The 12295-nt window shown below is 69.9% G+C and carries 10 protein-coding genes and 2 pseudogenes; 2 read left to right on the top strand and 10 right to left on the bottom strand.

The genetic code is table 11. From position 1 onward, the window contains the following. A pseudogene (locus QN357_RS03400) lies at positions 1 to 1900 on the top strand (AAA family ATPase); the annotation flags it as partial. Positions 1901 to 1943: 43 nt separating this feature from the next. On the opposite strand, the gene QN357_RS03395 reads toward QN357_RS03400, so the two are convergent. The 10 genes and pseudogenes from QN357_RS03395 to QN357_RS03350 form a co-directional block, all read right to left on the bottom strand. After that, positions 1944 to 2333: a four-helix bundle copper-binding protein gene (locus tag QN357_RS03395; protein WP_134447555.1), complete on the bottom strand. Its 390-nt coding sequence runs from the start codon at positions 2331 to 2333 to the stop codon at positions 1944 to 1946. 32 nt (positions 2334 to 2365) lie between these two features. Further along, positions 2366 to 2683 carry a ferredoxin gene (gene fdxA / locus QN357_RS03390; protein ID WP_134447557.1) on the bottom strand — a complete coding sequence of 106 codons (318 nt, stop codon included), beginning with the start codon at positions 2681 to 2683 and terminating at the stop codon, positions 2366 to 2368. After that, positions 2680 to 4083: an FAD-dependent oxidoreductase gene (locus tag QN357_RS03385; protein ID WP_322140855.1), complete on the bottom strand. Its 1404-nt coding sequence runs from the start codon at positions 4081 to 4083 to the stop codon at positions 2680 to 2682. Before QN357_RS03385 ends, fdxA begins: the two co-directional genes overlap by 4 nt. Further along, positions 4080 to 4964 (bottom strand): annotated as a pseudogene (gene cobA, locus QN357_RS03380) (uroporphyrinogen-III C-methyltransferase); the annotation flags it as partial. The pseudogene cobA and the gene QN357_RS03385, both read right to left, overlap by 4 nt. Beyond that, entirely contained in the window at positions 4883 to 5827 is a 945-nt protein-coding gene (locus QN357_RS03375; RefSeq protein ID WP_134447563.1) for an ABC transporter permease, read from the bottom strand. The pseudogene cobA and the gene QN357_RS03375, both read right to left, overlap by 82 nt. Continuing rightward, positions 5817 to 6545, bottom strand: a complete 729-nt coding sequence (locus QN357_RS03370) for an ABC transporter ATP-binding protein (protein ID WP_198413428.1) — start codon at positions 6543 to 6545, stop codon at positions 5817 to 5819. The genes QN357_RS03375 and QN357_RS03370 overlap by 11 nt, the downstream gene beginning before the upstream one ends. A 119-nt stretch (positions 6546 to 6664) precedes the next feature. Then, positions 6665 to 8023, bottom strand: a complete 1359-nt coding sequence (locus QN357_RS03365) for a sulfate adenylyltransferase subunit 1 (RefSeq protein ID WP_134447565.1) — start codon at positions 8021 to 8023, stop codon at positions 6665 to 6667. After that, a complete protein-coding gene (cysD, locus tag QN357_RS03360; RefSeq protein ID WP_134448069.1) occupies positions 8023 to 8952 on the bottom strand; it encodes a sulfate adenylyltransferase subunit CysD in 930 nt (309 codons plus the stop codon). The genes QN357_RS03365 and cysD overlap by 1 nt, the downstream gene beginning before the upstream one ends. A 44-nt stretch (positions 8953 to 8996) precedes the next feature. After that, positions 8997 to 9758 (bottom strand): phosphoadenylyl-sulfate reductase, encoded by a 762-nt coding sequence (locus QN357_RS03355; protein WP_322135644.1) that lies wholly within the window; start codon positions 9756 to 9758, stop codon positions 8997 to 8999. Further along, a complete protein-coding gene (locus tag QN357_RS03350) occupies positions 9755 to 11464 on the bottom strand; it encodes a nitrite/sulfite reductase (RefSeq protein WP_241985038.1) in 1710 nt (569 codons plus the stop codon). Before QN357_RS03350 ends, QN357_RS03355 begins: the two co-directional genes overlap by 4 nt. Positions 11465 to 11712: 248 nt before the next feature. On the opposite strand from QN357_RS03350, the gene QN357_RS03345 reads away from it, so the two are divergent. Next, a complete protein-coding gene (locus QN357_RS03345) occupies positions 11713 to 12267 on the top strand; it encodes a dihydrofolate reductase family protein (RefSeq protein WP_322135645.1) in 555 nt (184 codons plus the stop codon). Positions 12268 to 12295: the final 28 nt, after the last annotated feature.

Here is a 12295-nt window from a genome sequence, read left to right as displayed (position 1 = left end):
AGCTGATGCTGCCGGCGGAACCCCCGATTTGCGCGCGTCGGGCGCGCACGCACGCCCGAGCCTCGCCGAACGGGCAGGCCTGGTCTGGGCTTCCTCGGTCCTCGATGCCCCTGCCGGTGTCCTCGGACTCCTCGAGAACACCGTCATCGCCGAAGACCTCGACTCCGCCCTGGCCGCGGCAGACCTGCTCACGTCCGGCCATTCCACCCCGGGGACGGCTACCGGCCCCCGCGCGGCGAGCATTCCGCTGACGATCATCACCCGGGCCGGCGACGTGCTGAGCGAGTTCGTGCTCCGCGGCGGATCCGGGGCCCGGCGCAGCAAGCTCGAACTCGTCGCGGACCGCGAGACCGCGGCAGACCGTCTCGGCGAAGTCCGATCCCGCATCGAGCAGGTCAGCGGCGACCTCGCTGAGCAGCGCAGCCTGCTCCGCCTCGGCAAGGACCAGTCCGTCGCGGCGCTCGCCGCGCTTCGCGCCTTCGACGCCCGCCTCGCGGCCCAGGCAGAGAAGACGAACCGGGCAACGGTGCGGCTCGAGGCCGCAACGGCGGAGCTCGAGCGCATCTCCGCCGGCGTCCTTGTCGCCGAACAGGCCGTCGCCGGTGCGGAAGCAGAGGCCGAGCGCACCAAGGCCGGTCTCGTCACCCTGCTGTCCCGCCCCCGCCCGATCCTCGACGTTTCGGTTCGTGACGCGCTCCACGCCGAACTCGAAGCTGCGCGCGAACACGAGGTCGAGGCGCGGCTCCGCGTCGAGACCGCGCGCGAGCGCGTGCGCTCGGGTGAGGCCCGCGCCGCAGGCCTCGCGAGGCAGTTCGAGCGCGACCAGGCCGCAGCCGAGGCCGCCGCCCGGCGTGCGGTCATCCGCCGTCGCCAGGTGGATGCCGCGACCCGCGTCGCCGAAGCGCTCCCCGCCGTGCTCGCCGCGGTCGACGTCTCCGTCAGCGAGGCACGCCTCCGCCTCGCCACCGCCGAGGCCGAGCGCCTGAGCCAGAATGAGGAACTCGCGGCCCTGCGCCGCGAGGACGGTGCCCTCCGCAGCCGACTGCAGGCCGTGACCGAGAGCGTGCACGGCCTCGAACTGCAGATCTACGAGAAGAAGCTGCACCTCTCCGGCCTCCTCGAACGCGCCGGCAGCGAACTGGGCCTCGTCGAAGATATCCTCGTCGCGGAATACGGTCCGGACCAGCCGGTGCCGCCCGATGACGACCCGGATGGCGAGCCGGTGGCCTACGACCGCGAGCAGCAGCAGCGCCGCCACGCCTCCGCCGAGCGCCGGTTCGCCCAACTCGGCAGGATCAACCCGCTCGCCCTCGAGGAATTCGCCGCGCTCGAGCAGCGGCACAAATTCCTCACCGAGCAGCTCACCGACCTGACCAACACCCGGGCCGACCTGCTGACGATCATCGACGACCTCGACGTCACGATGGGCGCCATCTTCGGAAGCGCCTTCGAGGACACCCGCCTGGCCTTCGCCGAGGTCTTCCCCGTCCTGTTCCCCGGCGGGTCTGGCAGCATCCGCCTGACCGATCCCGACGACCTGCTCACGACCGGCATCGAGATCAGCGTCAAGCCGGCAGGAAAGAAGATCGAGCGGCTCTCACTGCTGTCCGGCGGGGAGCGTTCCCTCGCCGCAGTCGCGCTGCTGATCGCGATCTTCAAGGCCCGCCCGAGCCCGTTCTACATCATGGACGAGGTCGAGGCTGCCCTCGACGACGCCAACCTCGGCCGGCTGCTCACGATCTTCCAGGGCCTCCGCGAGGCCAGCCAGCTCATCATCATCACGCATCAGAAACGCACGATGGAAATCGCCGACGCCCTCTACGGTGTCTCGATGCGCCAGGACGGGGTATCGGCGGTCGTCGGCCAGCGGATCGTGCGCGAGGAGGAACGGGCGTCCTGAACCGCGGACAGGCCGGGACAGTGGCCCCCGCGTCACGGCCGGGTCACAGCAGGGCGAGTACCTCCGCACAGGCGTCGGTGACCCTGCGGCACTCGGGGGCGCAGCTCGTCCAGTCCGGCCGGTGCTGCAGCATCCGCTCGCAGGCGATGGACGAGGAGCGGCACGCCTCCATGCAGGTGTCGAGCATGGAGGCGGCGGTCGTCCCGTCTGTCCGGGTGTGCCAGGACAGCACCCGGCTCGTCGTGGTGCAGATTTCGATGCAGTCGAGGTCGGCGAGGAAGCACGCGGTGACATCGCCGTCGCCGGACTGGGCCAGGCAGGCGTCAGCGCAGTCCTCGCTCGCGGCGATGAGCGCGTCGCAGGCGGCGACGCACGCCGCGGTCCGTGCCGAGAGCGCGTTGAACTCGCTCCCACCGAACCCGCCACCGAACATGCCACCACTGTAGCCCGGTCGGTGGCGCCCGGTCAGGCCTGCGGGGGCAGCGCCGCGATCAGCGGGTGGTCGAACGTCAGCACACCGGTCTTGGCCGCGCCTCCCGGCGACCCGATCTCCTCGAAGAAGTCCACGTTCGCGCGGTAGTACTCGCTCCACTGCTCCGGAAGGTCGTCTTCGTAGTAGACCGCCTCGACCGGGCAGACCGGCTCGCAGGCACCGCAGTCGACACATTCGTCGGGGTGAATGTACAGGGACCGTTCGCCTTCATAGATGCAGTCGACCGGGCACTCGTCGACGCAGGCGCGGTCCTTGACATCCACGCACGGCAGCGCGATGACGTACGTCACGAGGCGACGAGTTCCACGGACCGGCTGATGTCGACCTGCTCGTCCCGCGGAACGACCTTGACCCGCTCACGATCGGCCGCCGAGCCGTCCGCGGCTCCGAGGGCACGTTCGTGGGCATCGAGCACGAGCCAGCCGTCCCATTCGGTGAAGCGGATGCCGCGGGCGGAGAGCACGGCCAGGATCGCGTCCGCGTCGTCTTCGACCGGCTCCGGCAGGAGGCCGTTGCCGAGGTCTTCGACGAGCCGCGTGACGGTCTCGAGCGCGTCGCTCTTGGTGTGGCCGATCAGGCCGACGGGGCCACGCTTGATCCAGCCGGTGGCGTACAGGCCGGGAATGGGCCGCGCGGCCGGGTCGAGGACCCGACCGCCGTCGTTCGGGATCACGCCGCGCGTCTGGTCGAAAGGCACCTCGGCGAGGGCGCTGCCGCGGTAACCGACGGCGCGGTAGACCGCCTGGAGCGGGTAGTCGAGGATCTCACCTGTCCCGGTGACACCGCCGGGGTTGGCGGGATCGGGCGCGGTGCGCTCGAAGCGCATGCCTTCGACACTCTCGGTGCCGTAGACCTCGAGGGGAGAATGCAGGAAATGCAGGTGCAGGCGGCGCGAGGCCCCGCTCGGTTCCTTCGTGAGCCATCCGTTCAGGGTGCGGCTCATCACCTTGACCTGGTTGTTGGACGCGGCGAGGAACTGCTCGGAGGCCTCGTCCCTCGGGAAGTCCTCCTCGTAGACGATCACGTCGACGTCCGGCACCGCGCCGAGCTCCCGGAGCTCGATCGGGGTGAACTTCACCTGGGCAGGCCCGCGTCGACCGAAGATGTGCACGTCGGTGACTGCCGAGGCGGCCAGGCCGGAATAGACGTTCTCGGGGATGTCGGTGGGCAGCAGGTCGTCCGCATGCTTTGCGAGCATCCTGGCGACGTCGAGGGCGACGTTGCCGTTGCCGATCACGGCGACCTGGTGGGCGTCGAGCGGCCAGTCGCGCGGGGCGTCCGGGTGTCCGTCGAACCAGGAGACGAAGTCGGCGGCCCCGAAGCAGCCGGGCAGCTCGGTGCCGGGGATCGGCAGCTTCGCGTCGCGGATCGCCCCGGTCGCGAAGATGACTGCGTGGTAGTGGGCCCGCAGGTCGTCCAGGCCCAGATCGGTCCCGTAGCCGACGTTGCCGAGGAACCGGATGGTGCCGGCATCGAGCATCTCGTGCAGGCTTGTGACGATGCCCTTGATCCGCGGGTGGTCGGGGGCGACGCCGTATCGAATCAGGCCGTATGGAGCGGGGAGGGTGTCGAAGAGGTCGATGCCGATCGTGCCGCCGGCGTCGCGCACGGCCTTGCCGAGGATGTTGCCGGCGTAGATTCCCGCGGGACCGGCGCCGATGATGGCGACGCGGAGAGTATGGGGGGTCATGAAAAAGCCTTTCGGGATGGTTCTGGGATGAGCCGGCCGGAACGGGGTTCGTCGGACGCGAGCTGGTTGCTGTACCGGGGGTGGAGCGGGCTCAGGGTGACGACGTCCCCCACCACGACGACGGCGGGGGAGCGGACGCCGCGTTCGGCGGCGAGTCCGGCGATGGTTGCGAGACTTCCGAAGGTGACCCGCTGGTTCGAGCCGTAGCCGTCCTCGATGATGGCGACCGGGCAGTCTCCGCCGCGGGGTCCGTCCGCGAGCATCGCCGCGGAGGCGGCGAGGCCGGAGATGCCCATCAGGAGCAGGACGGTGTGGTCGCTGCCCCCTGGCAGGGACGGAAGCAGCTCGTGGCCCGTCACGACGGTGAACCCGTTCGCCACCCCGCGATGGGTGACCGGGATGCCGGCCGCAGCAGGCACCGAGATGGCGCTCGTGACGCCGGGGATGACCTCGACGGGGATACCGTTGCTGCGGCAGTACGCTGCTTCCTCGCCGCCGCGACCGAGCACGTACGGGTCGCCGCCCTTGAGGCGCACGACCCGGCGGCCGGCACGGGCGTGCTCGACGAGGAGTGCGTTGATCTCGTCCTGGGGCACAGGGTGGTGGCCGGGCAGCTTGCCGACGTCGATCACGAGAACGCCGGGATCGAGCTCGCCGAGCAGGGAGCGCGGGCCGAGCCGGTCGGCGATGACGACATCCGCTTCGTCGAGCAGCCGGCGGCCGAGCACGGTGATCAGGCCGGGATCGCCGGGTCCGCCACCGACCAGGTGCACGGTGCCGGGGCGCACGGTGTCGGGGCTCACCGGCCGGCCGTCAGGTAGAGGCCGCGGCGGCGGAGCAACCGGCGTTCTGCCGGGGCGAAGAGCACGAGCTCGACGAGGATGCCGACGAACAGGATCACCAGGATCGTCGCGAGCACCCCGGGCAGGTCGGCGAGCTCGCGGCTCTGCTGCAGCATCGAACCGAGGCCGAAACCGATCGAGCCGCCGACGGCGATGATCTCCGCTGCCATCAGGGACCGCCAGGAGAAGGCCCAGCCCTGCTTGAGGCCCGCGAGGTAGCCGGGCATCGCGGCGGGCAGCACGACGAGGGTGGCCATCTCGAAGCGGTTCGCGCCGAGCACGGTGCCCACGCGGCGCAGCTGCGGCGGGATCTGGTCGACGCCGGCGACCAGCCCGTTGGCGATCGAGGGGACGGCGCCCATCAGCACGACGAAGTACACGGTCGCATCGCTCAGGCCAAACCAGAGGATCGCAGCGGGCACCCAGGCGACGGAAGGAAGCACCTGCAGCCCGGAGAGTAGCGGTCCGAGCGCGCGGCGGAGCAGCCGCCACTCCGCAAGGAGAAGGCCGAGCGGGGTTCCGATCGCGACGGCGATCAGGAACCCGATCCCGCCGCGGGAGAGGCTCGTGACCACAGCCGTCTGCAGGTGACCGGTCGACCAGAGGTCGGTGATCGAGGTGAGCACGTCGAGTGGACCGGGAGTGAGGTCGGGGCGCGGCTTGGCGATCACGATATAGAACTGCCACGCCGCGATGAGGGCGAGCAGGAGCACGACCGGCGGCAGGACGCCGTCGGCGAACCGGCGCCACGGGCCCTTCTCGACGAGGGGGGACGTCTGCAGGGCGTCGAGCCCGGCTTCGAGCGTACGGAAGTCCGCCCGGGTGCTCACCGAGGAGCCGGACGCGGCGTCGGGCTCCAGGGAGCCGGGGGTGATGGTCTCGGAACGGGTCTCAGGCGGCATTACGGCGGATCTCCTCTCGGAGGTGGTTGGTGATCTCGATGGAGAGGCGGGAAACCTCCGGGGATTCGATCCGGCGCGGACCGTTGTCCTCGATGCGCCACTCGTTCCTGATCCGGCCGGGACGGCTCGACATCAGCAGCACCCGCTGCCCGAGCCGTGCGGCCTCGCGCACGTTGTGCGTGACGAACACGATCGTGCGGCCGGTTTCATGCCAGACCCGTTCGAGTTCCTCGTGGAGCAGATCGCGGGTGATCGCGTCGAGGGCGGCGAAGGGCTCGTCCATCAGCAGGACCTTGCGGTCCTGCGCGAGTGACCTGGCGAGGGCGACACGCTGCCGCATGCCCCCGGAGAGCTCGTGCGGGCGCTTGTTCGCGGCATCCGCGAGGTTGACCAGGTCGAGGAGCTCGAGTGCCTCGCCGCGACGCCGGCCGCGCGGGACCCCGCGCAGCTTGAGGGCGAGTTCCACGTTGCGGCTCGCGGTCAGCCAGGGGAACAGGGCCGACTCCTGGAACATGACGGCGCTCTTCCCGCTCGCGACCGTGACGGTGCCCTCCGACGGGTGTTCGAGGCCGGCGATGATGTTGAGCAGGGTCGACTTGCCGCATCCGGATGCGCCGAGCAGGCAGACGAATTCGCCCGGCTTGATCGTGAGGTTGATGTTGTCGAGCACCACGGGTCCGGCCTTGCCGAACCGCTTGGACAGTCCCTCGACCCGGATCGCGGTCTCGACGTCCGCTGCGACGACCGCGGCAGGCGCGGTGTTTGTGCTGACGCTGATGCCCTGCGGCCGGTTCCCTGAACCGTCGGTGCGGTCGCGCTCTGTCACGGACACGGCGCTCACCGTGCTCCAGAGCCGGTGACGATCCCTGCGGCGAGGGTGGCACCGTCCTGCGCGTTGATCACGAGGAACGCGCCGGAACGGCGGTTCTCGGTGAAGGTCTCGATCGGCAGCGGAGCCGCGAGGCGCAGGCCGACCTCGCCGATGTCGTTGACCTCGAGGCTGCCGGCCGGTTCGAGTTCGAGCGTGTCGAGGTTGAGGCGCCCGGTGACGGCGGCTACGAGGGCCTGGACGGTGTTCGTGCCGAACTTGACCAGGGTGCGGTCGCCCGGCCTGAGTGCCCGCGGGTCCAGCCAGAACAACGCGGCGGTGAGTTCCCTGGTCGATTCGGGCAGGGTGCCCGCTGCGCCGATGACCGCACCGCGGGCGATGTCGAGGTCGTCGGAGAGGCGCACGGCGATCGACATCGGTGCGAACGCCTCGGTGAGTTCGATGCCGGCGAAGTCGATGCCGGTCACGACGGTCGTCGCCCCGCCCGGGGCGACGCTCACGCTGTCGCCGACCCGGACGGTGCCCGAAGCGACCTGCCCGGCGTACGCCCGGTAGTCGCGGAAGGAGTCCGCATCCTCCGGTGCGACGGCGACGGCGCCCTGGGGCCGGAGCACGAGTTGAACGGGCAGCCGGAACGCCTCGATCGCGGTCTCGACCTCGTCGACGACCGGGAGGCTCTCGAGCAGTTCGAGCAGGCTCGGCCCGTCGTACCAGGGGGTCCGTGGCGAACGGTCGACGACGTTGTCTCCGACGAGCGCAGAGACGGGCAGCACGTGCACGGCACCGAGGCCGAGATCGGCCGTGACGGCGCGCACCGATGCTGCGACCGCTGCGAACGCGGACTCGTCGTAGTCGAGGAGGTCGATCTTGTTGACCGCGATGATCACATGCGGCACGCGCAGCAGGGACACCACGGAGAGGTGCCGCCTGGTCTGCTCGAGCACGCCCTTGCGCGCGTCGATGAGCATGATCACGGCGTCGGCCGTCGTAGCGCCGGTGACCATGTTGCGGGTGTACTGCACGTGCCCGGGGCAGTCGGCGAGTATGAAGGAGCGGCGCGCTGTCGCGAAGTAGCGGTACGCGACGTCGATCGTGATGCCCTGCTCGCGTTCGGCGCGGAGGCCGTCGGTGAGCAGCGCGAAGTCGATGCCGCCGTCGTCGCCGCCGAAGCCGCGCTCCGTGGACGTTCGGGTGACGGACTCGAGCTGGTCGGCGAGGATCGCCTTCGAGTCGTGCAGGAGACGCCCGACGAGGGTCGACTTGCCGTCGTCGACGGAGCCGGCGGTCGCGAACCGGAACAGGGTTCCCGGGGCGTCTGCGCCGTCGTGGGTGCCGGCATCCGCCGGGCTGAGGAGTGCCTGAGTCATCAGAAGTACCCGTCCTTCTTGCGGTCTTCCATGGCCGCTTCGGAGATGCGGTCGTCGGCGCGCGTCGCGCCGCGTTCGGTGATGGTGGAGAGGGCGACCTCGCGCACGACGGCGGCGACGGATGCGGCGTCCGATTCGACGGCGCCGGTGCAGCTCATGTCGCCGACCGTGCGGTAGCGGACGGTGCGGGTCTCGACTGCTTCGCCCGGGCGCGGCTCTGAGACGGGGCCGATCGCCCGCCACATGCCGTCGCGGCGGAAGACCTCGCGCTCGTGGGCGTAGTACAGCGGCGGCAGTTCGATGCCCTCGCGTTCGATGTAGCGCCAGACGTTGTACTCCGTCCAGTTGCTGATCGGGAACGCGCGCACGTGCTGGCCGACCGTGTGACGGCCGTTGTAGAGGTTCCAGAGTTCGGGGCGCTGGTTGCGGGGATCCCACTGGCCGAATTCGTCGCGGAGCGAGAGGATGCGCTCCTTCGCGCGGGCCTTGTCCTCGTCGCGGCGGGCGCCGCCGAAGACCGCGTCGTGGCGGCCTGCGGCGATCCCGTCGAGGAGCGGGAGCGTCTGAAGCGGGTTGCGGGTGCCGTCGGCGCGCTCCTGCAGGCGGCCGTCGTCGATGTAGTCCTGGACCTTCGCGACGGTGAGGCGGAGGCCGAGGCGCGCGACCGTCGCGTCCCGGAACGCGAGGACCTCTGGGAAGTTGTGGCCGGTGTCCACGTGCAACAGCCCGAACGGCACCTTGCCGGGCCAGAAGGCCTTCGCGGCGAGGTGCAGCACGACGACGGAGTCCTTGCCGCCGGAGAACAGCAGGACGGGACGTTCGAATTCTGCGACGACCTCACGGATGATGTGGATCGCCTCGCTCTCGAGCACGTCGAGCTGGGAAAGCCGGTGGCTCCCGGCCGCCTGCACGGGCGGCGCGGATGTCATGGCGGTCGTGGTGGTCGTGGTGGTCGTGGCTGTCGTGACGGCGTTCACTCGTGGAGCCCGCATTCTGTCTTGGCCAGGTTCGCCCAGCGTCCGGATCGGGGATCGTCGCCAGCGGCGACGGGCTTCGTGCACGGCGCGCAGCCGATGGAGGGGTACCCCTGCTCGAGCAGCGGGTTCACCGGAACCTGGTGGTAGCCGGCGTAGTCGAGGATGTCGTCGAAGCTCCACGCCGCGAGCGGGTTGACCTTGACGAGGCCGTTGCGCTCGTCCCAGGTCACGAGCGGGGTGTTCGCCCGGGTCGGTGCCTCGTCGCGTCGCACGCCGGTGAACCAGAGTTCGTAGCCCGTGAGCGAGCGCTGCAGGGGTTCGACCTTGCGCATCGCGCAGCAGAGGTTCGGGTCGCGGCTGAAGAGTTCCGCGCCGTGCTCGGCGTCCTGTTCCGGGACGGTCTTCGCGGGGAGCACGTCGACGATCCGCACCGGGAGAAGCCGGGCGACGGTGTCGCGGGTCTCGTAGGTCTCGGCGAAGTGGTACCCGGTGTCGAGGAAGAGCACGTCCACGCCGGGCAGCTGCGCGGCGACGACGTGCGGGAGGACGGCGTCGGCCATCGAGCACGCGACGGCGACGTGGGCGACGGGGAAGTTCGCCGCGACCCAGGCGACGACCTCGGCGTAGCCGGCCTCGCCGAGCTCAGCGGCTCCGCGGGCGGCGAGCGCCTTGAGTTCCTCGGCGCTCCGCCGGGGAGCGACGGCCGTCGTGGTGACGGTCGTGGGTCCGGTTCCGGTTCCGGTTGTGGTGTCGCTCATTGCAGGGCCTCCTCGTCGGCTCGGTGCGCCCAGACGGCGAAGGTCTCTGTCTCGCCGCGGTCGGCGAGGAAGCGGAGCACAATGCGTTCGACGTAGTCGGCGATGTCGTCAGCGGTCACCTTGAGGCCGCGGACGGTTCGGCCGAGACCGGCCTCTTCGCGGTCCTGCGAGGCGAGGCCGCCGCCGAGGTGCACCTGGAAGCCGGGGACCTGACCGCCGTTCCCGTCGGGGAGGAGCTGGCCCTTGAGCCCGATGTCCGCCGTCTGGATACGGGCGCAGGAGTTCGGGCAGCCGTTGACGTGCAGGCTGATCGGCTGGGGGACGTCGATGGACGCGAGCCGCTTCTCGAGCTCGAGCACGGCATCCGTCGCAGACTTCTTGGTCTCGACGATCGCGAGCTTGCAATACTCGATGCCCGTGCAGGCGATCGTCGACCGGCGGAACAGGCTCGGGCGCGCGGCGAGGCCGATCTCGTCGAGGGCCACGATCAGGGATTCGACGTTCTCCTCCGGGATGTCGAGGAGCACGAGCTTCTGGTGCGGGGTCGTGCGCAACCGGGTCGAGCCGTTCGCCTCGAGCAGGTCGGCGAGGCTGAGCAGGGTCGGGCCGGAGACGCGGCCGACGAACGGGGTGACACCGATGTAGTAGCGGCCGTCGGTCTGCTTGTGCACGCCGACGTGGTCGCCTGCGCGGGTGGGCGGCGGGGCGGCCGGGCCGTCGGGCAGCGATGAATCGAGGAACTCGTCTTCGAGGATCTGCCGGAACTTCTCGGGTCCCCAGTCGGCGAGCAGGAACTTGAGGCGGGCTTTGTTGCGCAGGCGCCGGTAGCCGTAATCGCGGAACAGGCTCGCGACGCCGTGCCAGACCTCGGCGACCCGGTCGGGAGTGATGAAGACGCCGAGCCGTTCGGCGAGGCGTGGGGCGGTGGAAAGGCCGCCGCCGACCCAGAGATCGAAGCCGACGCCGAGTTCGGGGTGCTCGACCGCGACGTAGGAGATGTCGTTGATCTCGTGCACGACGTCCTGGCTGGGACTTCCGGTGATGGCCGTCTTGAACTTCCGCGGCAGGTTCGCGAGGCTCTCGTCGCCGATGTAGCGTGCGGTGATGTCGGTGATCAGCCCGCTCGGGTCGATCAGTTCGTCCGCGGCGATGCCGGCGACGGGGGAGCCGAGGATGACGCGGGGTACGTCGCCGCAGGCCTCCGTGGTCTGCAGCCCGACCGCTTCGAGGCGGGTCCAGATCTCGGGGACGTCCTCGATCCGGATCCAGTGCAGCTGGATGTTCTGCCGGTCGGTGAGGTCGGCGGAGTCGCGGCCGAATTCATGGGAGATCTCGCCGATGACCCGGAGCTGGGTGGTCGTGAGCTGGCCGCCGTCGATGCGCACCCGCAACATGAAGTACTTGTCTTCGAGCTCGTGCGGCTCGAGGGTCGCGGTCTTGCCGCCGTCGATACCGGGCTTCCGCTGCGTGTAGAGGCCCCACCAGCGCATCCGGCCGTGCAGGTCGGTCCCCTCGATCGAATCGAAACCCTGCTTCGAGTAGATGTTCTCGACTCGCTCGCGGACGCTCAGGCCGCCGTCCTCCTGCTTCCAGGCTTCGTTGCCGTTGAGGGGGGCGGTTCCGTCCACCTTCCACTGGCCGTTGGGACGGCCGGCCTGGCGGTGGGGCCTGGCCGGCGTGGCCGCTTCGGTCTGGTTCGGTGACACGGGATCCTCCTTCGGCGCCGGCACAGCGCGAGCCATAGAGCAGCGTGAGCCGGGGTGCGTTGAAAGAATCTATCGAGAATGAGGTGGAATCACTCGTGTGCGTCGTAACGACCAGTCATGCACCGTAGCAGAGCGTCACACGGATGCGTCGGGCGGCATCCGCTTCTATAGTGTCGGTCGTTGCCGTAACGGCCCCTGTCCTGTTCTGGTCCCTGTCCGCTGTCGGAGGGTGGGCATAGTCTCGCCCCATGACCCAGGTGATCTACAACACGGCGACCTCGTTCACCGGCTTCATCGCGGACGAGTCGAATTCGCTGAGCTGGCTCTTCGCCGTCGACACGGCGGGACTCGAAGACCAGGACCTCTTTCTCGCCGGCATCGGCGTTGTCGTGGAGGGCTCCACGACATACGAGTGGGTGCTGCGTGAGGAGGAGCTGCTCGCCAATCCGCACAAGTGGCGGGAGTTCTACGGCGACCGTCCCACGTTCGTCTTCACCTCGCGCGACCTGCCAACGCCGGACGGGGCAGACGTGCGTTTTGTGCGCGGGAACGTCGCTGCGGCACTGCCGGCGATTCTCGCCGCTGCGGGGGAGAAAGACGTGTGGGTGGTCGGTGGGGGCGACCTGGCCGGCCAGTTCCTCGATGCCGACGCCCTCGACACGATCATGCTCTCGGTGGCGCCGGTCGCCCTGCCCGGTGGGGCACCGCTGCTGCCCAGGAGGGTGGAGTCCGACCGCCTCGAGCTCGTGAGTGCGACGGCCCAGGGCCAGTTCGCGATCGTCACCTATCGCGTGCGCCGTTAGCCGCGTCTCGCCGGCGCCGCCACTGTTC

Source organism: Cryobacterium sp. RTC2.1, from assembly GCF_035018685.1.
Taxonomy (GTDB): Bacteria; Actinomycetota; Actinomycetes; order Actinomycetales; family Microbacteriaceae; genus Cryobacterium; species Cryobacterium glucosi.
This window is presented reverse-complemented; position numbering and strand designations above follow the sequence as displayed.